This window comes from Paenibacillus sp. alder61 (assembly GCF_020179875.1).
GTDB lineage: Bacteria > Bacillota > Bacilli > Paenibacillales > Paenibacillaceae > Fontibacillus > Fontibacillus faecis.
In genome coordinates this window covers 102,321-128,199 of record NZ_JAIUDG010000010.1, presented here as the reverse complement: position 1 = coordinate 128,199, position 25,879 = coordinate 102,321, and the positions used below count along the sequence as shown (strand labels likewise).

The window sequence follows — 25,879 nt, the reverse complement described above, 5'->3', positions numbered from 1 at the left end:
CTTGTAGCTTCTCCAGAATCATTTCACACTTTTGCCTAGAGCAAATCAATTAGTTCAACTTATACATCATGTACTTTTAATAAAAATGGGAGGTCATCCACAATGAAAAAAACGAGTACATCGAAAAGCGCCATGAAGTCGATATCCGCAACGCTCTTGGCTTCCGCTATTTTGCTCTCGGCCTGCGGCGGCGGGGGCGGCGGGGCCGCCAGCGAGAAGCAGGACCCGAACGGAAAGGTGACGCTGAACTTTATAACCCAGAGCTCGCCGCTCGCGCCGGCCGACCCGAACGACAAGCTGATCAACAAACGGCTCGAGGAAAAGACGAACGTCCATATTAATTGGAAGAATTTCACCAAGGATGTATTCGTCGAAAAAAGAAATCTCGCCATGGCGAGCGGGGATCTTCCCGACGCGATTTTCGACGCGGGGTACAGCGATTACGAGCTGTTGAAGCTGGCGAAGGACGGGGCGATTGTCCCCTTGAACGACCTGATTGAGCAGCACATGCCCAACTTCAAGAAAGTGCTGGAGGAAGCTCCGGAATACAAAACGATGATTACGGCTCCGGACGGGAACATCTACGCTTTTCCTTGGATCGAAGAGCTGGGCAGCGGTAAGGAACGGATTCAGGCGGTGGACGCCGTTCCGTGGATTAATGTGGAATGGCTGAAGAAGCTGGGGCTCGAAATGCCGAAGACGACGGAGGAGCTTAAGAAGGTGCTGATCGCCTTTAAAACGCAGGATCCGAACGGGAACGGCCAAGCGGACGAAATACCGTTATCCTTCATTAATAAACCGGGGGCCGAGGACCTGGTGTTCCTTTTCGCTTCCTTCGGGCTTGGGGAGAACGCCGACCACGCAGTTGTCACGAATGACGGCAAAGTGGTGTTCGCGCCGGCCGAGGAAGGATATAAGGAAGCGGTCAAGTTTATCCACGAGCTTTATAAAGAAGGGCTTATCGACGTCGAGGCCTATACGCAGGATTGGAGCACTTATCTGGCCAAAGGCAAGGATCACAAATACGGCCTGTATTTCTCCTGGGACAAGAGCAATATTTCCGGGGCCGATGACAGCTATGACGTGATGCCTCCGCTCGCCGGTCCCGACGGCGAAATCAATGTTACCCAAATCAATGCCCTCGGCTTCCATCGCGGCCGGATGGTAATTACGAGCGCCAACAAGAACCTGGAGGCGACGGCGAAATGGGTGGATCAGATGTACGATCCGATCCAATCGGTGCAAAACAACTGGGGAACCTATGGGGATGAAACCCAGCAGAATATTTTCGAATACGACGCGGAGAAAAATATGCTGAAGCACTTGCCTTTGAACGGAACCGCGCCGGTGGAACTCAGAGAAAAGACGAGTGTCGGCGGGCCGCTGGCCATTCTGGACAGTTACTATGGCAAGTATACGACGCTGCCGGACGACGCCAAAGAACGACTGCGGATCATCAAAGAAATCATGGCGCCTCATATGAAGGCGGAACAATCCATGCCGAGCGTGTTCAATTCGATTGAAGAGCTGGAGCGTCTGACGACGATTGAGACGGATCTGTTCGCGTACGTATTGAGAATGCGCACCGAATGGTACCAGAACGGCAAGATCGACGAGCAATGGAACGAATATTTGAAGGAATTGGATCGGCTGGGGCTGAAGGAATGGATGGAAATCAAACAGTCCGGTTATGACAGAGCCATGAAAAAGTAAGATCAGATAGAGAACTGCCGGATAAAGCCGGGGAGAAGGAGAGAAACCATGTCAACTTTTATCAAACAAAATTATCGAGGTGTCTATCATTTTTCGCCCCGGGCGATGTGGATGAACGATCCCAACGGGATGGTTTATTTTGAAGGGGAATATCACTTGTTCTTTCAGCATCACCCTCAGGGCATGACCTGGGGACCGATGCACTGGGGACACGCCGTAAGTAAAGATCTGGTGACCTGGGAGGAGCTCGACATCGCCCTGGCGCCGGACGAAATCGGGATGATTTTTTCGGGCAGCATCGTGGTCGACTGGCATAATACGACCGGATTTTTCGGTGAAAAGCCCGGACTGGTCGCTATATTTACCCACAGCCGGGAAGCGCAGGGTTCTCAACCGGTTCAAACCCAGAGCTTGGCCTACAGCGTCGACAAAGGCAGAACCTGGACCAAGTTCGAAGGAAATCCGGTTCTTCAGGACGAGAGTCTGATCGATTTCCGCGATCCCAAAGTGTTTTGGCATCAGGACACCAGACGGTGGATCATGATCTTGGCCTGCGGTCAAACGGTTCGTCTGTATCACTCCCCGGATCTGAAGAACTGGACTTTTGCCAGCGAGTTCGGCGACGGCATCGGGTTCCACGACGGCGTGTGGGAATGCCCGGACCTGTTTCAGCTCTCCATCGACGGGGATCCTTCCCGACAGAAATGGGTGATGCTGGTCAGCATCGGAGATAACCCGGATTATCCGGAGGGCTCGCGCACGCAGTATTTCACCGGCGATTTCGACGGCTTGACGTTTGCGCCCGACGCGGAATCCGGCGAAATCCGCTGGCTGGATCACGGACGGGACAATTATGCCGGAGTCAGTTGGTCCGATGTGCCCGAGGAGGACGGCAGACGTCTGTTCATCGGCTGGATGAGCAATTGGAAATACGCCAATCTGACGCCGACGGAGAACTTCCGCGGAGCGATGACCGTACCGAGGGAATTGTCGCTGGAGGAGAGGGACGGCGTGGTTTATTTGCTGCAAAAGCCGGCCAGAGAGCTGGAAGGCGCCCGTGTACCCGCGCTGCGTCTTCAAAGCGTATCCGCGGCTGAGGCGGAGAAGGCGCTGCGTTCCCTGCGGCTGGACAGTTTTGAGTTAAGAGCCGTAGCTTCCGCGGACCGTTCCTTTGCCTTCAAAGTAAGATCGGGAGACGCCTGCGAAACCGTGGTCGGGATGAACGCCGTGGATCGTGAAGTTTTCGTCGATCGCAGCAAATCGGGCAAACATGATTTTCATCCGCACTTCCCGGGCGCTCATCACGCCAAGTTGAACGCGGCCGGCGACAAGGTGGAGCTGCGGATTCTGGTGGACCGCTCCTCGATCGAGTTGTTCGCGGACGGCGGGCAGGCCGTGATTACCGATTTGATTTATCCGGAAGGCGAAGCGGGCGGCATCGCTTTCGTTGCGGAGGATGACTCCGTGGTGCTGGATGTTCTTGAGGTGTATACCCTGGAACCATCCGCCCTAACCCGGAAGTGAAGCAAGGGAAAGGAATGGTAACTGACGATGCGAATAGGAGCGATTGAGGCCGGCGGCACCAAATTTGTATGCGGGATCGGGAATGACCGGGGGGAGATTGCGGAAAGCATCAGCTTTCCGACCGGGGACCCGCAAACGACGCTCGGCCGTGTTATAGCCTACTTTAAAGAAAAGCAAGCGGATGCGATCGGGATCGGTTCCTTTGGACCGATCGATATCCGCAAAGACAGCCCGACTTACGGTTACGTGACAACCACGCCGAAACCGGGCTGGGGAAACTTCGATTTCCTCGGCACGCTGCGGCGGGAATTTTCGGTACCGTTCGGATGGGACACGGACGTCAACGCCGCCGCGTTCGGAGAGGCGACCTGGGGAGCGGCCCGGGGGTTAGACAGCTGCCTGTATTACACCGTGGGCACGGGGGTCGGTATCGGCGTCTACTCGGAAGGCAAGCTCGTCCATGGTCTGATTCATCCGGAAGGGGGGCATGTGCTGACCCGGCGGCATCCGGACGATGACTTTGCGGGGGCATGCCCTTTCCATGGTGATTGCCTGGAGGGAATGGCCTCCGGTCCGGCCCTGGAGAAGCGCTGGCAGGTGAAGGGGCATGAACTGCCGGCCGATCATCCCGCTTGGGAGATCGAGGCGTTCTATCTCGCCCAGTCGATTGCGGGGGCGATCCTCCTGCTGTCCCCCGAGAAAGTGATTCTCGGCGGGGGAGTCATGCAGCAAGCGCAGCTCTATCCCTTGATCCGGGAGGCGGTGAAGCGGAATCTGAACGGATACTTGAACGCCGGCGCTATCCTGGAGCAGATCGACGATTACATTGTGCCCCCCGGGCTGGGGCAGCAAGCGGGTCTTTGCGGCGCGTTGGCTTTGGGCCTGTCGGCATTGAGAAATCAGGCTTGATTCGGCGGCAAAGGGTGGGGATAGGAAGGGAGGGGCTTCGTTTCTCTTCCTGTTCCGCCGCGGGCCGCGAATAATCCATTTGGGAAGGAAAGAGGGCGACATGTTGAGAAAATTTCACTCCTTTTTGTCTGCATGGATGTCGGCGCTGCTTGTTTTCGGCGCATTACTGGCTCTGATCGGGCAACCGGGCACTGGACGGGCGGAAGGCAGTCGTTCTATGAGCCATGCAAAAAAGGAGGATACGGCGATTTTTGAAAGCGCAACCAATTTTGTGACTAATTTGTCGGGGTGGCGTGTGGAGGGCCAAGGTAAGATGGAGAACACGGATCAGGGCGCCTTGCTGAGCGCGAAGCCTGATTATGGGGTTATGGCGATCGCCGCGACGAAGGCGGATGATTTTGTGCTGGAGGCCGATGTGATGATCACGGACCGGGATGCGGAGCCATCCCTGATTTTCCGCTCCGATGCGGAAGGCCGGTCCTTCTATAAGCTCTCCCTGATACCGAAAACGGAGTCGCTCCGTTTGAGCGAAACCCTCGATCAGGGGAACGAGAAGCAGTTGGGAGAGCGGCGGGTTACGTTGACCCGGGGGGAAATCTACCATTTAAAGGTCAAAGCGGAGGGGAGCCGGATTCAGGTGTATTGGGGAGACTCGTACGCACCGGCCCTTGAGGCGGCGGACGCCGACACGACTTCGGGATATCTGGGACTGCATGTCCGGGGCGGAGCGGCGCTTTTCCAAAATGTAAAAATCAGTGAATTCAAGAGCGATCTGGGCTCTCCCGTGATGGAAACGGGGAACTGGCAGCCGGACCTTAAAGGGATTCGCGGGGCGGGTGGACGTGATCGAACCGGTTCATACCACGCGCTGCGAATTTACAGGGAACAGGGGGATGACCTTGTCCTGGAAGGGAACCTTGCATTTGGACCGCAGGGTACGGAGCGGAGCGACGGTGGGCTGCTGTTTCGGACAAACGCCAACGGGACCGAAGGATACGAGGCGGCATTGGTGAAAGATAAGGGCGAAGTCCGCGTTCAATTGCGGAAAATGGACGGAACCGTGATTCAGACGTCGGACCGGGCCTATCCGTCTCCGCCAACGGCCAGGCATCATCTGGAGATCTCGGCGGTCGGGCCCCGAGTTGAAGTGCGTCTCGACGGATATGCCGAACCGGCGATCAAAGTGACCGATCACAGCTTTAGCCGGGGTCACGCCGGCTTGTCCGTATCGGACGGCACCGGGTATTTTCAGGACGTCTATCTAACGGCGGCAGCTGATTATTACTCGGAAAAATACCGGCCGGATTATCACTACTCCCCGGCCAGGGGATCGGCGAGCGATCCCAACGGGCTCGTTTATTTCGAAGGGGAATACCACCTGTTTCATCAGGACGGGGGCACTTGGGCTCATGCGGTAAGCACGGATCTGGTCCATTGGAAACGCCTCCCCGTCGCGCTTCCCTGGAACGAATACGGCCATGTCTGGTCGGGTTCGGCCGTGGCTGACCTGCGCAATGCCTCGGGGCTATTTGACGAGGCCGGGGGCAAGGGCCTGATCGCTTATTATACTTCCTATAATCCGGATGCCCCGAACGGAAATCAGCGCATCGGTTTGGCGTACAGCAAAGATGCCGGCCGGACTTGGGCGTATTCCAAGGAGCGTCCGATCGTGATCGAGAACCCGGGCAAACAGGGCGAAGAGCCGGGCGGCTGGGATTTCCGGGACCCCAAGGTCGTCAGGGACGAAGCGAATAACCGTTGGGTTATGGTGGTCTCCGGCGGCGATCATATCCGGTTTTTCACCTCGACGAATTTATTGGACTGGACCCTTACGGACCTGTTCGGGTACGGGGATTACGTCCGGGGCGGCGTATGGGAGTGTCCCGATCTTTTTCCGCTGAAAGTGGAGGGGACGGACGAGGTGAAATGGGTGCTGATGATCAGCACGGGCGCCAATCCCAAAACACAGGGCTCGGCGGCCGAGTACTTTATCGGGGAGCTTACCCCGGACGGCAAATTCGTCAACGACCATCCGGCAGGGAAGGTGCTGACGACGGATTACGGCAAAGAATATTATGCATCCATGTCCTTTTCCGATCTGCCGGACTCGCGCAGAATTATGCTGGCCTGGATGACCAACTGGGACTATCCTTTCGCCTTCCCGACGCAAGGGTGGAAGGGGACCCTCTCCATTCCGAGGGAGCTTGCGCTGCGGCAAACGGAGGAAGGGCCGCGCTTGTTTCAGGCCCCGATCCGGGAGCTCACGTCGTTGGGACGGGAATTGTTCTCCGTTAAAAACAGGCTGGTGACGCCGAAGGAAGCGAATCTTCTTCAGGGTTTGTCCTCCGGCGCCTATGAATTGGAAGCGCTTATCGAGATTCCCGAGGGCAGCGCGGTCAAGGAATTTGGCTTCCGGCTGCGCGAGGGAGCGGAACAAAAAACGGTGGCCGGCTACAAGGTGGCGGAAAAGCTGATGTTTGTGGACCGCTCAAAATCCGGCAACACGGACTTTTCGCCGTTATTTTCCACCTTCCATACCGCACCGCTTATGCCGGAGAACGGAAAGATCAAGCTAAGGATCTTCGTCGACGACGCCTCGGTTGAAGTATTCGGCAATGACGGGCGGGCGGTGATATCCGATGTCGTCTTTCCCGATCCGGCAAGCCGGGAGATGGGTTTTTACACGGACGGCGGCAAGGTTCGGATCGTCTCCCTGAAGGTAAACGCGCTGAATAACGTATGGAATCCGAGTGATGCATCGACACCTAACGTGGTCATGGATACGGGCGACCGGGAAATCTCCGTAGGTGATGCGTTAACGTTGAATGCGGCGGTGGCGGGCACAAAAAACCGAGGAAACGCGCCGATCCGCTGGACGACCAGCGATGCCGGTGTCGCGGAGGTGGAGTCTTCCGGTAAAGGGCGGGCCATCGTTCGCGGGAAAGGAAAAGGCGAAGCCATCCTCACCGCCTCCACCGCCGACGGCAGAGCGTCCGCCGGGGTGCGGGTCAAGGTGTTCGCCGGGGAATTTCACACGAATTTGACCGGCTGGACGTCGAGCGTTTCCGGCGCGGCGTGGGTTGCCACGGAACAGGGAATTCGCGGCAGATCTGACGGAGACGCGGCTTACATGGCCCGGGAAAAAGCGGGGGACTTTACGCTGGAAGCCGAGATGAAGCTGGCCCAAACGGGCGGCGCGGGCTCCATTCTGTTCCGGGCCAGTCCGGACGGACGGAGCGGATACTTTTTTAACATCGATCCCAATATGAAGGCCTTCCGCTTGTTTTACAAATTGGACGGAGCCTTTGCGGAGCGACAGGTGCTCGCCAAAGTGCCCGCTTTTTTGCAGCCGGGAAAAACCTACCGTATTCGCATCGAAACAAGCGGCCCGCAGATCCGCGTGTTCGTCGATGGGCGGAAGATGATGGAGGTAACCGACGGAACGTTCGCCGAGGGACATTTGGGCGTCCATGTGTTCGGCGGGGAAGCCTACTTTCAACATGTGAACGCGAGCCACATGGAACCCGCGAAATTACAAAGAGCGAAGTTTGTTCCCAGCGGGGGAACGCAAACGCTATTTGTCGAGAAATCGCAGAACGGAGAGCCTGTGATCCTGGCCGATCCTGCCCGGGAAGGCGGCAGCCGCGTTTGGGTTCTGGTGCCTACCGGAGACGAGGCGGGGTCTTATTCGATCCGCACCGAGGAAGGAAAGGCGCTGGATCTTGACACCGGTCAGAACAAGCTTCAATTGTACGATTATCTGGGCTACCCCAATCAGCGCTGGCTCATATCCAAGCATGAAGACGGAACGGTCTCCTTGATCTCGGCCCACCAAGATCAGGCCATAGAGGTCACGGAGGACGGGAGCGGACTGAGCGTGAAGACCGCGGACCCGTCCCGGAGTCGGCAGAGGTGGAAGTTTCAGGAACCGTAAATGACAGGGCGGCCATGTCGATCCGGGCGAATGGACACGATTGGACAGAGTATGAACTTTGTCTAATCGTGTTTTTTTTACAGTTTTTCTGTATACGATTTTCAAAAAAAGAAATATGATGAGAATAGTAGCGAATTAAACCAGTAACCTGTGAAGGGTGACACTATGGATGACCGTAGTTAAGGAAATTATACTTCAGTTGTTTTTTGCCCTGATCCCTTTTTTGGCGTTTAACGTATACTACCGGGACAAGCCCCGGAACTTTTCGACCCGCTTCGTTATCGTGACCAGCATGATCTGCCTGTTTTTTTCCATGACCTTCGGGGCAAGCGCGGTGAGCGGGTATTTTTACGACATCCGGTATATCATTTTGTTTTTCGGGCTGCTCTTCGGCGGCTTGAAAGCCGGCCTCCTTCTTCTGCCGGAATTTGTGCTGTATCGGTTATATCTCGGCGGAGACGGAACCTGGATCGCCATGCTAATTCTGCTGGTTACGTTCCCGATTTCGCTGCTGCTGTACAAATGGTATCGGAGCATCGACAAAAAGTGGATGGTTACCTTATCGGCGGGGGCCGTCTTCTCCATCGTCCCGATTGGATTCGTTTATTGGCACAACCCGGAATCGATCGAAAATCATATATGGTTTCATGTTTTGGCCATTCCGGTTCAAAACTTTGTCGGCAGTTGGCTGTTGATCTGGCTATTCCAGAAAGCCGCCGCGGACAAGGACATGTTTATCCGTTACGTGCAGACTGAAAAGGTCGAGGTGATCAGCCAGGTCGCGGCCTCGCTCGTCCACGAAGTCCGAAACCCCTTGACCGCGGTCAAAGGGTTCCTGACCCTGATCCGGGAATCCCGGCTGGATCAGGAGAAAGTGAACCGTTACATCGATATTTGTATCAGCGAAATGGAGCGTACGGAGTACATTCTCTCCGAATATCTCGCGATATCCAAGCCGCTCACGGATCTGCAGGAGGCGACCGATCTGGCGCACCAACTGCGGATTACCGTGGAGGTGATGCGTCCCTACGCCAATATGAACAATGTGGCTCTGGAACTGGAGGCGCCGCCTGAAGCCGTGCCGATTCTGGCCAACCCGGAAAAAATCAAGCAGATTCTCGTCAATTTGATCAAAAATGCGATCGAAGCCTGCTACGCCGTCTCCGACGGAAAGGTGACCCTGGACCTTCGGACCGAGGGAGCCAAAGCCATTTTGACGATTGAGGATAATGGCATCGGAATGACGGAGGATCAGGTGGAACGGTTAGGGTCCGTATTCTTCTCGACCAAGTCCCGGGGGACCGGGTTGGGCTTGAGTTTTTCTTATCAGGCCATCCAGGGAATGGGAGGGACCATTACGCTGAAAAGCGTCCATCGCGCAGGGACCCGCTTTACCATCACGCTTCCTTTGTACGAACCTGAGCCGTTCGGGAACGGGAGCGGCGTTCCGGCAGACGGGCTGTCCTAAAACTTCCGCTTACGGCATATCCATGGGATATAAAGGAGCTGAAGCCTATGGATAGGATCGTTGCGCGCTATTATGAAGTCAAACAACGGATGAAAGAGTTGGAGCAGGAGCTGGCGGAGCTTCGGGACAGTATTCTGAGTCATTGCGAAGAACGGCAAATTACAGTTCTGGAGCTTGAACGCCATAAGGTCAAGGTTATTCACCAGGCCCGCCGGGAGTACGACGAGAACAAACTCTATGAGGCGCTCCCGGATCTGGAACTGTGGCGCCTGCTCTCCAAGCCGGACACCGCCAAAATCGCCGGCCTCCTGAAACTGAACGTGATCGCGGAGGACAAAATCAAGCATACCTACCGCCTGAAGGAAATCGCGCTGCTGCAAGTGGATAAAAGGTAGGATTGGCTGCGTTAGCCGGGGATAAGCGGAGCATAGCCGATCGAGCGCCAATTGAGTGCCGCCAAGCGAAAAAGATGCAAATATGCAGGCTTTTCGGAGGTATTTGTGGACCCAAAACGAAAAAGATGCAAATGTGCAGGTATTTTCGCGTGTCAGCCATAAAAAATGGATTTGGTGAGGAAAAAGTTGCAGATTTGCAGGAATTCCTTTGAATGTGGAAATTACGCCGGAAATTCCTGCAGATTTGCAGGAATTTAATGGTCCGGAACGCGATGGGGGGAGCGCGGGCAACCGGCGGCCGGTCGTGCCAAGCTGGCTTTTTTTGACTGCGGCCAGCTGCAGATCGAATTGATCGAGCCGGACGAGCAGCCCAGCATCTGGCGCGACTATTTGAACGAGCATGGCGAAGGGCCGCATCATATCGCGTTTGTCATCGACGGCATGAAGGAGAAGATCACGCTGCTGGAGAAGCGCGGGATGCCGCTCGCGCAAAAGGGCGAGTACACCGGAGGCCGCTACGCCTATATGGACGCCACCCGCGATTTGAAGCTGTGGATCGAGCTGCTGGAGAACGACAAGTAAGCGACTAGGGCAGCAGTAATAAGCCGCGAACGGGAGGCTATACAGCGTGCGTGTACGCGACCATACTCAGGCTCACTTGGATGCCCAAGCATGCACAGGTTCATGCTCACGCCTACGCATGCACGTGCTCACGCTGCAACGCTTACCCGGCAACGCTTACCCGGCAATGCTCACCTGCACGCTCACGCCGGGCCATTCCAGGGATACCGGACGCCCGCCAAATAGCAGCCCAAAAGGCTGCTATCGGTCAGATTCTGCCTCGGGGGAGAATAGCGCACTGGCGTTGCATTAAACCCGACATGGTGCTGCCTATCCGCAATCTTCCTTGCCGCCCCGTCATATTAGCGGCATTTTGGGCCGTTATTTCGGCCCGATTCGCTTTCGCGGGTAAAATAGCGGTCAAAAACGGCCTTATTTCTCTGGCGTGAGCTCAAAAATCCGGTTTTTGCCCGACTTTCTCTAAAATAAGACCCCAAATGACCTCTATTTCACACCGAAGAGCCAAATTCGACAAAATAGCGCCTCAAATGGCCCTTATTTACCCGTCCGGCTCAAAGGGAGGATGTTACTAGCCGCTAGTCCCTTATTCAGTTGAAATAACGTCCAAAAAGTCCGCTAATGCAGGCATGAGAGCTTATCGCAAGGAATTATGGCGGATAGGCAACCTATCTAAGGGTTTGACAGATTTGGCAAACCTAGGTACAGTAGAAAGCAAATGAATAGGAAGTCCACTAGGGGAGCCGTCAGCGGCTGAGACAAGAGGATATCTTGGACCCTTTGAACCTGATCTAGTTCGTACTAGCGTAGGAAAGTGGAGTCGGTCATATGAAAGGCGATCACGCACCGTTATACATGGTTTTGTGTAGGGTGTACGCTTTTTAGAATGAAGCCGCTCCGTTTCCGGGGCGGCTTTTTTGGTGTCCCGGAAACAAGCGGACGGGCGAAGCTCTCCCGGGACTTCCGTCTTCATTTCAACATTATCGGGAGGTGGAAAGGAATGCGGTTTACCGAGGAGCTTCGCCGGGAGGCGGACCATTTGTTCGAAGCGATATTTGCGCATCCCTTTGTCAGAGGAATCGCGGAAGGAAAGGTCGGCAGAGAACAACTGATTCATTACGTGAAGCAGGATTATGAATATTTGAACGCCTACATGCGGGTGTACGGCATGGCGATTTCCAAGTGTGCCGACAGAGAGGAGATCGCGATGTTTCATGAGCAGATTTCTTTTATTCTGCACAGCGAAGTCCATCCGCATCGTAATTTTTGCGCGGTGGGCGGCGTCAAGTTCGAGGATGTTCAAGGGTTCCCTCTGGCCCCGTCGGCGGACCATTATGTCAAGCACATGCTGGCGGTTGCCCATCAAGGCAGCTTGGGCGAAATCATGGCGGCGCTGCTGCCTTGCCCGTGGACCTATCTGGAGATTGGCCGGCGGCTGATGGAGGAAGTGAAGCCCGGTCCATCCCATCCGTTCGGGGAATGGATTCGTTTCTACGGCGGCATGGCCGGCGAGGCGACGGAGCTGATGCGCTCGCGGGTCGATGCCTGGGGGGAGACGGCCAATCAGGCGGAGCGCGCGCGGATGAAGGAGCATTTTATGTACAGCTGCCAGTTGGAGTATTTGTTCTGGGATATGGCCTTCAAAGTGGAGGAGTGGCCGGTGCCGCCGAAGGCCGCGGTCGTGTAGGCGATAGCCAAACCCGGCGTGCGGTTCGATACGACGAAACATGAGATTCGAGGAACAGAAAGGTGGATGACGATGCGTTTGCTGGAAAAAGAATTGTCGGATGTTCTGACCCGTTTGCAAAAAAGAAAGCCGCTCGTGCACAACATGACCAACGAAGTCGTGACCAACTTTACGGCGAACGGACTATACGCGATCGGCGCGTCGCCCGTGATGTCCAGCGCCGCTGAAGAAGTGGCGGAGATGGCCAAAATCGCCGACGCGCTGGTGCTGAATATCGGCACGCTGAACGCGGGACTTGTCGACGCCATGATCCTGGCGGGACAGTCCGCGAACGAGCATGGCGTGCCGGTGATGTTCGACCCTGTCGCCGTAGGGGCGACGAAGTTCCGGACGGAAACGGCACGGCGGATTTTGAGCGAGGTGAACGTCTCGCTGGTGCGGGGGAACGCGTCGGAAATCGCCAACCTGATCGGCGAGGCCCGCGAGATCAAGGGAGTGGACGCCGTGGAGAGCGAAAGCCAGGACAATGTGCCCCTGGCGGTGCGGGCGGCCAACGCCCTGGGGACCGTGGTGGCCATCACGGGCCGGGTGGATGTGATCACCGACGGAAGCGCGTGCCGGATCATCAGCGGCGGGGACGCGCTGATGACGCAGGTGACCGGCACGGGCTGCCTGCTGACGTCGGTGCTGGGCGCGTTTGCGGCGGTCGAGAAGGACTTGATGCTGGCCGGTACGGCGGGGCTGGCCTTCTACGGCACGGCGGCCGCCCGGGCCGCCGAACGGACGGCCTCCCTCGGGCCGGGCAGCTTCCAGACCGCCTTCCTGGATGAGCTGGCGAAGCTGCATCCGCATTCGCTCAAAGGCTATGCCGCCGTCCGCGAGATCGAGACGGCGTCCGCCGGAGGCCGGCCATGAAAAGGGAGGGCCTCCCCCGCATTCCCAAGGCGCTGACGATCGCCGGCTCGGACAGCGGCGGGGGCGCCGGCATCCAGGCCGACCTGAAAACGTTCCAGGAGTTGGACGTTTACGGGATGTCGGCCATTACGGCGATCACGGTGCAGAACACGCTCGGCGTCAGCGGGGTCTACCCGCTGCCCCCGGCGGCGGCGGCCGAGCAAATCCGGGCGGTCGGCTCGGATCTCGGCGTGGACGCGCTGAAGACGGGGATGCTGTTCGATGCGGAAATCATCCGGGCGGTCGCCACGGAGATCCGCCGGTTCGGCTGGAAGCGCGTCGTCGTGGATCCCGTGATGATCGCCAAGGGCGGGGAAACGCTGCTGCGGCGGGAAGCGGTCGCCGCCCTGCGCGAAGAACTGCTTCCGCTCGCCCAGGTCGTGACCCCGAATCTTCCGGAAGCGGAGGTGTTGTCCGGGCTGCCGATCCGGACGATGCAGGAGCGGCGGGAAGCGGCCAAGCGGATTCGCGCCATGGGACCGGAGCTCGTCGTGATCAAAGGAGGGCACGACGAGGGGAACACCCGCGTAAGCGAAAGCGAAAACGTAAGCGTAAGCGGCAAGTCATGGCCTTCCTCCCAGGCGGGCGTAGAGGTGGTCGATCTGGTGTATGACGGGAGCCATTTTACCGAATTGGCCGGCCTCCGGGTTCAGACGGTGCATACCCATGGCACGGGATGCACGTTTTCTGCGGCGCTGACGGCCGCCCTGGCGAAGGGGGCGGCGCTGCAGGAAGCCGTGCGTACGGCCCGGGCGTTTATTCAGGCGGCGATCGAGGACAGCCTGGAGCTCGGTCGGGGTCACGGCCCGACCAACCACTGGGCATACCGCCGGCGCCAGGGGGTGCCGCTATGACCGGCGCGGCGGCCGGACTGCGGATACAGCCGGAGCGCGTGCGCGAACTGCTGCGTATGTACCTGGTCGTCGGCAGTCCGAACTGCCGCGGGGCGGATCCCCTGCACATCGTGGAGGAAGCGTTGGCCGGAGGGGTCACGCTTGTACAGTTTCGGGAAAAGGGCCCCGGCGCGCTCACCGGCGAGGCCCGGTTCGCCCTGGCCCTCCGGCTGCAGGACGCCTGCCGCCGGAAAGGCGTGCCTTTCATCGTCAATGACGATGTGGACCTGGCTCTGCGGATCGGAGCCGACGGGGTGCACATCGGGCAGGAGGATGAAAGCGCCGGGGAGGTCCGCGCGCGGATCGGCGGCCGCCGGCTGCTGGGCGTATCCGCCCATACGCCGGAGGAAGCGCGGCGCGCGGTGGAGCAGGGCGCGGATTATCTGGGCATCGGCCCGATTTATCCGACCGCGTCCAAGGCCGATGCCCGGCCGGTGCAGGGGACCCGGCTGCTGTCGGAGCTGCGCTCCCTCGGCATTAGCGTCCCCATGGTCGGGATCGGCGGTATCACCGCCGCCCGCGCCGGGGACGTGGTCCGGGCCGGCGCGGACGGCGTCGCCGTCATTTCGGCCGTCACCGGGGTTCCGGCCGGTGAAGTCCGCACGGGGGTGAAGGGATTTTTGACCAAGATCAGGGAGGCGTTATAATTCTTCCTTATATAAAGCGGATTGCAGCGATGAAGCAGCGGCCTTGGACAAAGGCCGCTTTTTTCTCTTTTCCGAGAGGGTGAGACTTGCGTCCGGGGACAAGGACTTTTTCCACATAACGCCTAGGCCAAAAGGAATATTTTGCATGAAACAGTCCGGTTGGCAGTGGAGATTTCAAGGGGTATAAGGTAGTATGTTTGGTAAATCATGCAAGTGATTTATTCCAAAATGAACCTTTTTGCAATGGAGGAATCAGGGTGTATTCATCAAGTGAAATACGCGCGGTCGCGAGAAAAATGTCACAGGGAAACGCGGACCTCAAACGAATGGAGAAGCAATTCGTTTCCACCGTGCACGAGACCTCTTCCTGGTGGAAAGGGAAAGCGGGCCAAGCGTTCAAGGAGGATTACCTCGGCAAAACGCGCAGCGAGATCGAGCTGCTGTACGCGGAAATCCGCGATCTGGAAACCGGTTTGGACCGGCTCGCCCGGGAAGTGCAGGCCGCGGATGACCGCCGCCGCGCGGAGGCGGAGAGAAAAGCCAAAGAAGAGCTGCTGAAACAGCAGAAAAACAAAAAATAGACGATTTTATCTTTATATTGGGGAGAGACAATGGGATGTTGAGCGTAAAAGACTATATATTGCTGTGTGAGTTGGCCCAAACCGGGCTCCTGCCCGCGCAGCAATCCGGAGGCGTCCTGGAATTGGCCGCCGGGCTGGAGGCGAAGCTTGCGGGGATCGGCCAGGGGGATTTGGCGCAGCAGATCGGAAGGTCGGCGAACCTGGTCGACTGGGAATGGGACCGGCGGGAGGGGGATGGAGAGCGCCCGGACCGTTATTTTTTTGTGCACAGGGAACATAACCATGGGGTTGTGGTTATGCAGGAACCCGCGGAAACGCCTTTCTCCCATACATATACCATGGATGAATTTATGGCGGCGCTGCGGCCCATCGCCGAGACCAAAGGAACCTTGAGCTTTACGGGACTCGGGCAAGGGGGCTGGCGCGCCGCGGAACTGGCCGCGCTGCTCGGTGCGGGAGCGGTTGTATTTGGAGCGCCCGGCGAGGAAGAGCTGCCCGGAAGGGCGGTCAATTATGTCGGGGAAGACGACCCGGTCGGAGCTTATACGGAAAAGGTCGTGTTTGTGAAGCAGCAAGGGGAGTTGAAGGAAGAGGACGAGGCGTTTTATTACCGGAAGCTGGAGTTCGACCCCGCGGGAAACCCGGTAATCGCCGAACAGAGCGAATTTTCCAGGTTCGTCAGTTGGTTCTATCAGCGGGCCGACACGGTGGAACCGGAAATTTGGGGTCTCTTTTTTCCCGGGCCTGAGGAAGAAGAGGCTTTGCTGGCCGACCTGGGCGTATATTCCGTTTATTTGCAAATCGGTTCATTGAACCGGGAAGGGATTCTCCGTTCGGTCGACGAGACGATACGGTATGCCGGCAAAGTGTTGACGGCCAACCGCGAAGCGATGGTCCGGGAACTCGCCAAGGTCGGCGACGAAGACTATCATGCCCGAGTGCCGGAAATTGCCGGGGAGCATGCGGCCCGTGCGAGCGCGTTCGTGGAGCGGACGTATGACAGCGTGCAGACGATTTTTATGGGCATCGCCCTCTTTTCGCTGGATCGGGAACCGTTTGATGTGGAGCCTTGGATGGCCGGATTCTATGACCGGATCCATGAACTGCTGGACGGGGAGCAGACCAAACTGGAAGCTTGTCTGGACCAGGCGATCGCAAGCCATTTGGAGCGTCTGCTCCAGATGCCTGATTTTACGCTGGAATGGTAAACGAGAAATCGTTCCGGAATGAACCCGGGGTTCACCGGAATTACATAGGAGGTCTGTCTATTGAATCGCCTGGCGATGCGAACCGTACTGCTTTTGTTGACCATCATATTTTCTTTGGGAGTGAGCGGGTGTATGAAAAGTGAAGCGCAGACCAACCGGAACAGGGATCCGGAAGCGATCAAGGAGCGGATGCTGTCTCATTTGCAGCAAAAATACGGGGAGGAGTTCGTCCCTGTAAACCTTACGCTGAGCGGATTTGCTTACAGTTACGACAATTTGACGGCCTATCCCAAAAAGGGAAGCCAGAGCGACGCATTCGAAGTTTGGGGCACGCAGATGAAAGACGGTTCCTATCAAATTAGCGACGGCTATTTTGGCAAATATATCAAGCCCGAATATGAAGCGGTCATGTCCGGCCTGGTTGGGGAGTCCTACAGCACCTTCAAGCTGTATACCGACTTCGGCGAGGGCGTATTGCCGGATCGGCTGAACAAGGACACGAACATCGAAGAAATCTATGCGCCGGGTGAGACCGTTTCCTCGGACACCGTCGTTTTTGTGAAAGAGGATGCCGTGAAAGAGGCCGATGTCGAGGGGAGCCTGATCAAGCTGGCCCAAAAGATGCGCGAGAAGAAGCTGGTCGGCTTCGTCCAGCTCTTCGTGGTACGAAACGACAAATACGAGAACATCGATTTGCAGGCCCTCAACGCCGCGGATGAGAGCGAGTATTTCGTAGGCGACTACAAGTCCGTCATGGTTACGCCCGAGCTGAAGATCAGACAGAACGGAAAGGAGGTCGAGATCGATGGCTGAATTGTCCGAAAGCCAGCTGATTTTGCTGGATAATCTGATTTACTTAAACGATGTGGCCAACAAGAACAACCGAAGCGTCGGGGATATCGTGGACTCGCTTCTGCACGGCGGTGGTCTGGACAAGAGCAGAACGATCAAGGACGGCAAAGAAGCCTATCCCGGACAGATGAGCCGGGGCGAATGGGAAACGATTCTGAAGGCGATCGAAAAAGACAAGGAATTAACGTCGTTGAAGCTCAAGCACGGCGTCGTCGGCACGACGTACGATACAAAAGGCAACCCCGTCCGCGGCAGTGACGGAAGAATTCTGGAGACGGGCAACCGTTCCGCCACGTTTGTCGATCCCCAAGGCAATGCGACCGTCGTGTTCCGGGGGACGTCCGGCGACTACGAATGGCATGACAACGGAACGGGCGGTTATTTGTCCGACACGGAGATGCAAAAAGCCGCCCTGGACTACATCAACAGCCTGCCTTACAACAACATTACCGTGACGGGCCACTCCAAAGGCGGAAACAAGACGCAGTATGTGGCGATTCTGTCCGATAAGGTGGACCGGGCCGTATCGTTAGACGGGCAGGGATTCTCGAAGGAGTTCCTGGAGAAGTACAAGGATGAGATCGCGGCGAACCGGCACAAAATCACGTCCATTTCCGCGGAGGCGGACTATGTCAATGTCCTGCTCAATCCGATTGCGGAATCCGACAAGATCTTCTACATCGATACGGAAGAGCAGCGCGATTTCCTGAATAATCACAAGCCGAATATCGTGCTGGACGAAAACGGCCAACTGCGCGGCCCGGCGGAACGCGGCGCGATCTCTACCCTGATCAACGACCTGACCATTTACCTGAACGCCAATATGAAGGAGCCCGACCGCAGCTACGCGGTTGACGGGCTGCTTGCCTTGCTCGAGAGCGGGGAGGAAGGGTTCCCCAAGGAGAGCGCCGAACATACCAAGGAAAGCATCAAAAAAGTGCTTCCTTATGTGGGAAATTATCTGATCGAGAATGCCGCGGACGGTGCAAAGGATTTTATGGGACTCGTGGTCACCTCCTTCGCTGCCCAAGTGTTTCCGCAATACTACATGGATGACTTCATGAAATATGCGGCGATCAATGCGCAAAATTTCAGCTATCTGCATGATTTGGCGACCGAGATCGGCGGGATATTGAAAAATATCGTCGTTGATAAACTTACGGAATTCTTGTCCAACATCGCGGTGAAAATTTCGACGACCGCCCGGCAAATCAGCGCGGCCATCTCCGGGTTTGTGGATAAGATCAAAGACGGATGGGACCGCTTGGTTACCGGGATTAAGGAGATGGGCGAAAAGGTCAAGAACACGGTCATCGGGGCCGGCGAAGCCATTATGCAATTCAAGGATAAAGTGGTGCAGAGCGTAACCAGCTTTTGCAACAGCCTGGTGGAAGGCACGAAGCACGCCATCAACGCGGTCCGGGACGCCTGGAACAGCGCGGTGGATAAAGTCTCGACCTTTATCGGGGATACCCGGGATAAGCTGGCCAAGAAGTGGGATGAGTTCAAATCCGGCGTGAAGTCGGCCATCACGGCTACGAAGGAAGGCGTGAGCCGCTTCATCGATGCCTCGGTCCGCAAGGTTCGGGAGACCGGGGAGTTCCTGGTCAACAAAATCAAGGACGGCATCGAGAAAGGCAAGGAAATCGCGGCCCGCATCGCGGCCACCTTTACCGCCTTCGCCGAAAAGGTGAAGGAGGGCTGGGAACGGCTGAAGGCCGGAATCCGCAGCATGGCCGAGACGATCAAAAATACGGCGGTTCAAGCCGGAGAGGCCATATCCCGGTTCGCCCAGCATATTACCCTTGTCGTTAAGCGGTTCGCGGAGAAGCTGGTCGCGGCTTTCAAACAGGCCCTTCAGCAGGTGAAGAAGGCCTGGGACAGCCTGTGCGACAAAGTGAAAACCGCCTTCAATTACGTGAAGGATGCGGTGAAGGTCAAAGTCTCCGAATTCAAGGACGGGGTCAAGCGGCTGGGTAAACTGACGAAGGACGGCATCCGGCAGATCGGCAAGGTGTCGGCCGACTCCTTCAAGAAGTTCGCCGGCAAGGTCGTCAAGGGGCTGGCCAAAGTCTCCCATGGACTTCTGCTGGTCAATCTTGCCCGGTTAAGCGACCTTAAGTCCAAGCTGAAAGCGCTGGATTCCGACATTGAAGCCAAAACGGCGCGGATGGTCGGCGAAGCGGAGCGGGTCAGTTCCAGCGTCGGCCGCGCTTACAGCGAATCCAACGTGCAAAGCCAGGTGCGGCAGGTCCAGAAGGCCTGCGATGATGTCAAGAACCGGAGCCGGCGGGTCTCGGCGGAGCTTGAGCGGAAGTCCAAATCGCTCGCTCATGCCGAAGAACAATACGGGAAAATAGAAAGTATGCTTAAAAAGGGCATTTCCAGCCGAAGTCTATAGAATTGAACGCCCTGATATTGACATCAAAAAAAGGGAAAATTAATATAGAAGTAGATCGTTAGCACTCTGATTCTTAGAGTGCTAATATATTGTTCACTGGAAGGAAGGAGCCCAATCATGGCAAAGAAGCAATTTAAGGCTGAATCGAAACGATTGCTGGAAATGATGATCAACTCCATTTATACGCAGCGGGAAATCTTTTTAAGAGAATTGATTTCCAACAGCAGCGACGCCATCGATAAGATCTACTACAAAGCGCTCACGGACGAGAATTTAACGTTCAATAAAGACGATTATTACATCAAGCTGACGGTGGATAAGGACAACCGCACGTTGACCATCTCCGATACCGGGATCGGGATGACGAAGGAAGAACTGGAGAATAACCTGGGGATCATCGCCAAGAGCGGATCGCTGGCTTTTAAGAACGAGAATGAAGCGAAGGACGGCCACAACATTATCGGGCAATTCGGTGTCGGCTTCTATTCCGCCTTTATGGTGGCGGACAAGGTTACCGTTCTCAGCCGCGCTTTGGGCGGCGAGGAAGCTTATAAGTGGGAATCGACCGGTGCGGACGGTTACACCATTGACGAGGCGGAGAAGGCGTCCGTCGGAACCGAGATTATTTTGCACATCAAACCGAACACCGAGGACGACCAATACGATGAGTTTTTGGAAGAGTATCGCCTGAAATCGATCATTAAGAAATATTCGGACTTCATCCGCTATCCGATCAAAATGGATGTAACCACCCATCGGCCGAAAGAGGGCAGCGAGGGCGAGTTTGAAGAAGTCAAGGAAGAGCAAACCCTCAACAGCATGGTGCCGATCTGGCGAAAAAACAAAAGCGAGCTGACGGACGAGGATTACGAGAACTTCTACATGGAGAAACGGTACGGCTTTGACAAGCCGATTTCGCATATCCATATCAAGGCGGACGGGGCGGTCGTTTACAACGCGATTCTGTTCATCCCGGAGAAGACGCCGTTCGACTATTACACCAAGGAATACGAAAAAGGGCTGGAGCTGTACTCCAACGGCGTCCTGATTATGGAGAAATGCGGCGACCTGCTGCCGGATTACTTCAGCTTCGTGAAAGGGATGGTCGATTCCGAGGACCTTTCCCTGAATATTTCCCGCGAGCTTCTGCAGCATGACCGGCAATTGAAGCTGATCGCCAAGAACATCCAGAGCAAAATCAAAAGCCAACTGCAAAGCGTGCTGAAAGACGACCGGGAAAAGTACGAAAAATTTTATGCTTCGTTCGGCCGTCAGCTCAAGTTCGGCGTCTACAACGATTACGGCATGAACAAGGAAGTGCTCCAGGACCTGCTGCTGTTCACTTCCTCCAAGGAGAAAAAGCTGGTTACCCTGGACGAATACGTCTCCCGGATGCCCGAGGATCAGAAGTACATTTACTACGCCGCCGGCGAATCCGTGGACCGTTTGGAAAAACTGCCGCAAACCGAGCTGGTGCTGGATAAAGGGTACGAAATCCTTTATTTCACGGACGATATCGACGAGTTTGCCATTAAAATGATCCTCAATTATAAGGGCAAAGATTTCAAATCCGTATCGAGCGGCGATCTCGGCATCGAGCCGGAAGAAGGCGACAAGGACAGCAAAGAGGCCGAAACCGCGAACAAAGAGCTCTTCGAAGAAATGAGCCGGCTGCTCGCGGGCAAAGTCAAAGCGGTCAAGGCTTCCAAACGCCTGAAGACCCATCCGGTCTGCCTGTCCGCCGAGGGCGAAGTCTCCATCGAGATGGAGAAAGTGCTGAACGCCATGCCTAGCGGGCAAGACGTCAAGGCGGACAAAGTACTGGAAATCAACGTCGGCCACGAGGTGTTCCACTCTTTGAAGGATGCCTTTGAACAGGATAAAGAGAAGCTGGGACTGTACACCAACCTGCTCTACAATCAGGCTCGCCTGATCGAAGGGCTGCCGGTGGAGGATCCGGTGGAGTTCACGAACAACATTTGCAAAGTGATGGTTTAAAATAGGGCAGAGCCCCTCGCTTGAGTTTATCCAGGCGGGGGGTTTTGTTGTTTTTGCTAAGCGCCAAATAACCCCAAGCGGGCCTAGCTATGCTATGCACGCCTGAGAGAATTCGACGCTTAATTTAATGAGGTCATTAGTACTGTAGTAGAGATTCAGTTATTAATCGGAATTACTTTATCAAAAAAAACGATTGATGCGATTTCTTTATCATTTATAACATTTTCAAAAGTTTTGATCGTAAGCATTTGAACCCCAAATTCCGTTAAAGTCCATCCGGTAAAAATACTTGTCGTTTCTGCGGTGCCATCTTTATAGTTTATCGTGATCGGGTAGTTATCCAAATATTCAAATCCATTTACATTGGACTTCCTTAATCTTCCGGCTACCTCATCAATCTCTTTCAATGATTGACCTTCAATTTTTAAAGAAATCGAAATGGGTGAGACGGAGATCGTTTTTAATACTGCCCTATAACCAAACATGGTAATGTTTTGATCGATCTGATAAAGGGTAGAGTACTCTTTGAAATCCAGCTTAAAGGAAGTTTCCCAAGAACCCGGTATGACCGTTTCAAAAACCCCGGGAAGCGGATCTGCTGCTTGTAAATCTTTTAATTTGAAATGAACGGTTTGGCCTGCTATTGAATTTTTGGTCATAATACTCATAACCAGGCTAATTTTATTGTCAATCGGATTTCCGTCGTCGACCATCTCAAACCCGTAACTTTGAGTGTCCTGATCTGTCGTCATCGTGTCAACCATAAAACGGTATCGCGCTGCATTTAAAACGGTGCCTTTCGGAGCCGTGAAGTCCATTAAGATATAGGTCAGATTGCTGTCACCAATAACTTGCTTAATGGTAAGCGTTCCATTCTCGTTTGCGACTTGTTTGTCAACCACGTAAGCACCATTTGACAAATATTCTACCTGCTCGTGATTGACTGGATTAAGAAATTTTAAAAATGTTTCATCTAATCCCAGGTATGCCACTGCAAAAGCTGTTGTAGTTAAACAAACCATCAGCACAGCAGCCAATACTGCAGATCTTACGTGTTTCATAGGAGGAAGTCCTCTGCGCCTTGTGCTTTCGTTCTGGCTTTGCACCAAAATATTCTGAAACATTTTTTCTTTTTGTTCAGTAGTTGGCGTAAGGGCTTCAACCAGCCGATTGATATTTTTGTTACTCATGGTAGTTCCCTCCCAAGTCAATTTTAAGGCGTTCGCGGCCTCTGGATAGTTGGGTTTGGATCGTACTTTCTTTGTGTCCTAACATCTCCGATATTTCTTTTACCGAGTATTCCTCAATATAGTAGAGATATAAAACGATTTTGTATTTTTCGGGAAGAGAAAGTAGTTTAGCAAGAGCCTTCCCCGATGGCTCTTCGCTATTCCAAGAAGAAATTTCTGGTATTGCGTCTATCCCCACGCGACGGGTTTTCCACCAGTTTTTAAGTATGTCTTTGCAGTAATTTCTAGTGGTTACCATCAGCCACGCTTTTTCATGCTCGGGGTCATTAAAAACCATTTGAGATTTGATCAGTTTTAGAAATACAGATTGAACAGCGTCTTCTGCATCAACGGGATTTTTCAAATAGATATAGCTTAGCCTGTATACATGATCGACATGCCGTTGATAGAGTTCAGCCAATTCTTTATCCGTACGCAATAAAGAATTGTTTTCCATTTATTCGCCTCCTGATTACAACACGATTGATGACTTGAAAATATCTCATAATTTAAGAAACGAATTTTTCAATTCCTCGAGCTGTAGTAGTTGCTCTAACAAATAGTTTAGATACTTGTTCGGAATTAGCTAGTTTTCTTTTGTCGACTTACCTTTATTGTTGGGAATTGTGCCGATGGCCCCTCTTCGCATTCACCTCAACCTCCTCGGGGTGAAATTTTAACGGAAACAGGAGACGCTATTCTGTCCAAAACGCGCTTCTCGCGATCCTAACGGAAATGGTAGCGCCTATTTTCTGCATTCACCACGAAAACAGGCTGATTTCGGCCGAATAGCAGCTATTATTTCCGTTAAAGTTTGAAATGGGCCGCTTTTGCAAAAATAGCCGCTCCTATTTCCGTTATATTAGGTTGAACTATTGGTTTGCATACTAGACAGCGGTGTAAAGTGTTCTTTGGCACACTCTTGACTTTCAACTAATGGTTTGGTTCGAATTAGAGGGAATTCTTCCCGTTAATTTAGTGCTTATGCGGCTGCAGAGGCGAATTAGCTGGAAAACCTCCCGCTAATTGGCTTGAAATCGTGTATATCAGCAGTAGGGCCGCAAAATAGATGGAACTTTTCCAGCTAAATCTGATCGAAGAGCCAAGAGCGGTAAATTAACAGGAATTTTTCCCGTTAATGTGGTGTAGATTCCGACGTGGGACCTGATATCTACAATTGTGGATGTTGGCAACGTGTATCCAAAACCCTATCATATCCTTGCCGAACGCCAATTCTTTAGTTCAACCTATATAGCAGTTTTTTCGCCTTAAGGGGTTAATCGCCATCACCATCACCATCACCATCGCATCGCCATCACCTTCGCTCCCCCCCTGTTCGTTCTTTAGCATTCCAGAGGTCGTCGACCGCCGCTGTTCTGTGATAAACTGGGTACAGAATCCAAGAACAAGAATAAGGAGAAGTGAAGCATGGCTCTTGAAATCGAACGGAAATTTCTGCTTCCGGAGTATCCGAAAACGCTTCTTGAAGAAGGCGTGATAGAGGTCCTGAAAGAACAGGTGATCGATCAAACGTATCTTGCCCTCGACGGTGATCAGGAGCTTAGAGTGAGAAAAATCAAAGATCTCGCTACCGGAGACGTTACGTACACGCATACTTTCAAACGGGGATTCGGTCTGGCCCGCGAGGAAATCGAATATGATATCTCCGCCGGGCTATACGAGCAGATGATCCATATCCGCCGTGCGGTTCCTTTGGTCAAAAAGCGGCTGACGGCCCGCTGGAACGGTATCCAGATCGAGATCGACAGCTACCATCAGATCCAGATGGCGGTCTTGGAGGTCGAGTTCGGTTCCGAGGAAGAAGCGACCGGTTTTGTCCCTCCCGATTGGTTCGGTCCGGACATCAGCACGGACAAACAATACAGCAACAAACGGATCTGGCGTGAATTGCAGGGCAGGAAGCAGATTTAATGTGGTTTAATGCATCACAGGTCCGCGGAAAGAGACGTTCCGACGGACTAATCCAATACATAATCCGAGAGGTGAGGGTATGTCGAACGAACTGCTGCAGGCCCTGAAGTTGATTAAGGAAAAAGAATGGATCGATCTGACCCATACGTTCGGTCCGGATTCACCGCATTTTGCGGCATTTGCGGCCGCGGAATTCAAGACGCTGTTCACGCACGATGACGGCTTTTTCGCCCAAAGTTTTACTTTCCCCGGCCAATACGGCACGCATCTGGACGCCCCGATTCATTTCGTACGGGATGCCCGTTACCTCGACGAGCTCGGGCTCAAGGAACTCGTGCTGCCGCTCATCGTCATCGACAAGTCCGAGGAAGCCGCGGCCGATGCCGATTATTCCTTGTCCGTCGCGGATATCCTGGCGTTTGAAGCCGAGCACGGCGAGATCGAGGCGGGAAGCTTCGTCGCCCTGCGTACGGACTGGAGCAAACGCTGGCCGAGCCAGGAGCGCTTCGAGAACAAAGACGCGGACGGGAACAATCACGCGCCCGGCTGGTCGATGGAGGCTCTGGAATTTCTGTTCCGGCAGCGCGGGGTTAAAGCGATCGGTCATGAGACCTTTGACACCGATTCGGCTGCGGACTACACGAAGAACGGCGCGCTGCTCGGCGAATATTACGTGCTGGAGCGGGATACGTATCAAGTCGAGCTGCTGAAAAACCTCGATCTTGTTCCCCCGAAGGGTGCGGTTATTTTCAATATCGTGCCCAAAGCGGAACGAGCGTCGGGCTTCCCGGTACGCTCTTTCGCGATTCTGCCCTGAGTAGCCTTATAAATCACTTTTTTATTTTTTATTACCGGGAGAACCTCTCGTTCCTCGTTAATCGAAACTACCGGTTTATAGCCCGGTTAGCAGCAAAAGGCCCATCCGTTGAGGATGGGGCTTTTGCTATTGTCCGAACTTCGCCGGATAAAATTGAT

Annotated in this window: 19 protein-coding genes, 1 pseudogene and 1 riboswitch; of the genes and pseudogenes, 18 read left to right on the top strand and 2 right to left on the bottom strand. The window is 54.6% G+C overall.

Annotation, left to right across the window (positions count from 1 at the left end):
- Positions 1–102: 102 nt before the first annotated feature.
- The 16 genes and pseudogenes from LBW89_RS12430 to htpG all read left to right on the top strand — a co-directional run bounded on the left by LBW89_RS12430 (position 103) and on the right by htpG (position 21,743).
- Positions 103–1,713, top strand: coding sequence for an ABC transporter substrate-binding protein (locus LBW89_RS12430; protein ID WP_225039233.1), 1,611 nt, complete (start codon positions 103–105; stop codon positions 1,711–1,713).
- Positions 1,714–1,761: 48 nt separating this feature from the next.
- Positions 1,762–3,237, top strand: a complete 1,476-nt coding sequence (locus LBW89_RS12425) for a glycoside hydrolase family 32 protein (protein WP_225039232.1) — start codon at positions 1,762–1,764, stop codon at positions 3,235–3,237.
- 27 nt (positions 3,238–3,264) lie between these two features.
- The gene (locus tag LBW89_RS12420; RefSeq protein WP_225039231.1) at positions 3,265–4,146 is read left to right on the top strand and encodes an ROK family protein; all 882 of its coding nucleotides are present in this window, start codon (positions 3,265–3,267) and stop codon (positions 4,144–4,146) included.
- 100 nt (positions 4,147–4,246) lie between these two features.
- Complete coding sequence (locus LBW89_RS12415) at positions 4,247–8,080, top strand: GH32 C-terminal domain-containing protein (protein ID WP_225039230.1); 3,834 nt, start codon at positions 4,247–4,249, stop codon at positions 8,078–8,080.
- 169 nt (positions 8,081–8,249) lie between these two features.
- Positions 8,250–9,548, top strand: a complete 1,299-nt coding sequence (locus LBW89_RS12410) for a sensor histidine kinase (protein WP_148450996.1) — start codon at positions 8,250–8,252, stop codon at positions 9,546–9,548.
- Positions 9,549–9,595: 47 nt separating this feature from the next.
- Positions 9,596–9,943: a hypothetical protein gene (locus tag LBW89_RS12405; protein WP_225039229.1), complete on the top strand. Its 348-nt coding sequence runs from the start codon at positions 9,596–9,598 to the stop codon at positions 9,941–9,943.
- 285 nt (positions 9,944–10,228) lie between these two features.
- Positions 10,229–10,525: pseudogene (locus tag LBW89_RS12400) on the top strand (VOC family protein); the annotation flags it as partial.
- Positions 10,526–11,248: 723 nt separating this feature from the next.
- A riboswitch (TPP riboswitch) is annotated at positions 11,249–11,352 on the top strand.
- A 170-nt stretch (positions 11,353–11,522) separates the two neighbouring features.
- Positions 11,523–12,209: a thiaminase II gene (tenA, locus tag LBW89_RS12395; protein WP_225039228.1), complete on the top strand. Its 687-nt coding sequence runs from the start codon at positions 11,523–11,525 to the stop codon at positions 12,207–12,209.
- A gap of 72 nt (positions 12,210–12,281) precedes the next feature.
- Positions 12,282–13,124, top strand: a complete 843-nt coding sequence (thiM, locus tag LBW89_RS12390) for a hydroxyethylthiazole kinase (protein ID WP_148451233.1) — start codon at positions 12,282–12,284, stop codon at positions 13,122–13,124.
- On the top strand, positions 13,121–14,017 hold the full coding sequence (thiD, locus tag LBW89_RS12385; RefSeq protein ID WP_225039227.1) for a bifunctional hydroxymethylpyrimidine kinase/phosphomethylpyrimidine kinase: 897 nt from the start codon (positions 13,121–13,123) through the stop codon (positions 14,015–14,017). The genes thiM and thiD overlap by 4 nt, the downstream gene beginning before the upstream one ends.
- Positions 14,014–14,703 carry a thiamine phosphate synthase gene (gene thiE, locus LBW89_RS12380; protein ID WP_213506828.1) on the top strand — a complete coding sequence of 230 codons (690 nt, stop codon included), beginning with the start codon at positions 14,014–14,016 and terminating at the stop codon, positions 14,701–14,703. The genes thiD and thiE overlap by 4 nt, the downstream gene beginning before the upstream one ends.
- A 257-nt stretch (positions 14,704–14,960) precedes the next feature.
- The gene (locus tag LBW89_RS12375) at positions 14,961–15,284 is read left to right on the top strand and encodes a WXG100 family type VII secretion target (RefSeq protein WP_148450991.1); all 324 of its coding nucleotides are present in this window, start codon (positions 14,961–14,963) and stop codon (positions 15,282–15,284) included.
- A gap of 35 nt (positions 15,285–15,319) precedes the next feature.
- On the top strand, positions 15,320–16,492 hold the full coding sequence (locus LBW89_RS12370; RefSeq protein ID WP_148450990.1) for a hypothetical protein: 1,173 nt from the start codon (positions 15,320–15,322) through the stop codon (positions 16,490–16,492).
- Between the two features lie 132 nt (positions 16,493–16,624).
- The gene (locus LBW89_RS12365) at positions 16,625–17,305 is read left to right on the top strand and encodes a hypothetical protein (protein ID WP_148450989.1); all 681 of its coding nucleotides are present in this window, start codon (positions 16,625–16,627) and stop codon (positions 17,303–17,305) included.
- The gene (locus LBW89_RS12360; RefSeq protein WP_148450988.1) at positions 17,298–19,745 is read left to right on the top strand and encodes an Mbeg1-like protein; all 2,448 of its coding nucleotides are present in this window, start codon (positions 17,298–17,300) and stop codon (positions 19,743–19,745) included. Before LBW89_RS12365 ends, LBW89_RS12360 begins: the two co-directional genes overlap by 8 nt.
- Before the next feature lie 117 nt (positions 19,746–19,862).
- Positions 19,863–21,743, top strand: a complete 1,881-nt coding sequence (gene htpG, locus LBW89_RS12355) for a molecular chaperone HtpG (RefSeq protein ID WP_148450987.1) — start codon at positions 19,863–19,865, stop codon at positions 21,741–21,743.
- A gap of 155 nt (positions 21,744–21,898) precedes the next feature.
- Here htpG and LBW89_RS12350 read toward each other — a convergent pair whose 3' ends face one another.
- Both LBW89_RS12350 and LBW89_RS12345 read right to left on the bottom strand, forming a co-directional pair.
- Positions 21,899–22,933 carry a DUF4179 domain-containing protein gene (locus LBW89_RS12350; RefSeq protein WP_148450986.1) on the bottom strand — a complete coding sequence of 345 codons (1,035 nt, stop codon included), beginning with the start codon at positions 22,931–22,933 and terminating at the stop codon, positions 21,899–21,901.
- A complete protein-coding gene (locus tag LBW89_RS12345; RefSeq protein ID WP_148450985.1) occupies positions 22,926–23,429 on the bottom strand; it encodes an RNA polymerase sigma factor in 504 nt (167 codons plus the stop codon). The genes LBW89_RS12350 and LBW89_RS12345 overlap by 8 nt, the downstream gene beginning before the upstream one ends.
- Before the next feature lie 971 nt (positions 23,430–24,400).
- Here LBW89_RS12345 and LBW89_RS12340 point away from each other — a divergent pair.
- Positions 24,401–24,904, top strand: coding sequence for a CYTH domain-containing protein (locus LBW89_RS12340; protein WP_148450984.1), 504 nt, complete (start codon positions 24,401–24,403; stop codon positions 24,902–24,904).
- 79 nt (positions 24,905–24,983) lie between these two features.
- A complete protein-coding gene (locus tag LBW89_RS12335; RefSeq protein WP_148450983.1) occupies positions 24,984–25,721 on the top strand; it encodes a cyclase family protein in 738 nt (245 codons plus the stop codon).
- Positions 25,722–25,879 lie beyond the last annotated feature (158 nt).

Coding starts and splice junctions, on each gene's coding strand:
- LBW89_RS12430 (WP_225039233.1), top strand. CDS start 103: ATGAAAAAAACGAGTACATCGAAAAGCGCCATGAAGTCGATATCCGCA.
- thiE (WP_213506828.1), top strand. CDS start 14,014: ATGACCGGCGCGGCGGCCGGACTGCGGATACAGCCGGAGCGCGTGCGC.
- LBW89_RS12365 (WP_148450989.1), top strand. CDS start 16,625: ATGAAAAGTGAAGCGCAGACCAACCGGAACAGGGATCCGGAAGCGATC.
- thiD (WP_225039227.1), top strand. CDS start 13,121: ATGAAAAGGGAGGGCCTCCCCCGCATTCCCAAGGCGCTGACGATCGCC.
- LBW89_RS12340 (WP_148450984.1), top strand. CDS start 24,401: ATGGCTCTTGAAATCGAACGGAAATTTCTGCTTCCGGAGTATCCGAAA.
- LBW89_RS12370 (WP_148450990.1), top strand. CDS start 15,320: ATGTTGAGCGTAAAAGACTATATATTGCTGTGTGAGTTGGCCCAAACC.
- LBW89_RS12415 (WP_225039230.1), top strand. CDS start 4,247: ATGTTGAGAAAATTTCACTCCTTTTTGTCTGCATGGATGTCGGCGCTG.
- LBW89_RS12405 (WP_225039229.1), top strand. CDS start 9,596: ATGGATAGGATCGTTGCGCGCTATTATGAAGTCAAACAACGGATGAAA.
- LBW89_RS12420 (WP_225039231.1), top strand. CDS start 3,265: ATGCGAATAGGAGCGATTGAGGCCGGCGGCACCAAATTTGTATGCGGG.
- tenA (WP_225039228.1), top strand. CDS start 11,523: ATGCGGTTTACCGAGGAGCTTCGCCGGGAGGCGGACCATTTGTTCGAA.
- LBW89_RS12335 (WP_148450983.1), top strand. CDS start 24,984: ATGTCGAACGAACTGCTGCAGGCCCTGAAGTTGATTAAGGAAAAAGAA.
- LBW89_RS12350 (WP_148450986.1), bottom strand. CDS start 22,933: ATGAGTAACAAAAATATCAATCGGCTGGTTGAAGCCCTTACGCCAACT.
- LBW89_RS12410 (WP_148450996.1), top strand. CDS start 8,250: ATGACCGTAGTTAAGGAAATTATACTTCAGTTGTTTTTTGCCCTGATC.
- htpG (WP_148450987.1), top strand. CDS start 19,863: ATGGCAAAGAAGCAATTTAAGGCTGAATCGAAACGATTGCTGGAAATG.
- LBW89_RS12345 (WP_148450985.1), bottom strand. CDS start 23,429: ATGGAAAACAATTCTTTATTGCGTACGGATAAAGAATTGGCTGAACTC.
- LBW89_RS12425 (WP_225039232.1), top strand. CDS start 1,762: ATGTCAACTTTTATCAAACAAAATTATCGAGGTGTCTATCATTTTTCG.
- thiM (WP_148451233.1), top strand. CDS start 12,282: ATGCGTTTGCTGGAAAAAGAATTGTCGGATGTTCTGACCCGTTTGCAA.
- LBW89_RS12360 (WP_148450988.1), top strand. CDS start 17,298: ATGGCTGAATTGTCCGAAAGCCAGCTGATTTTGCTGGATAATCTGATT.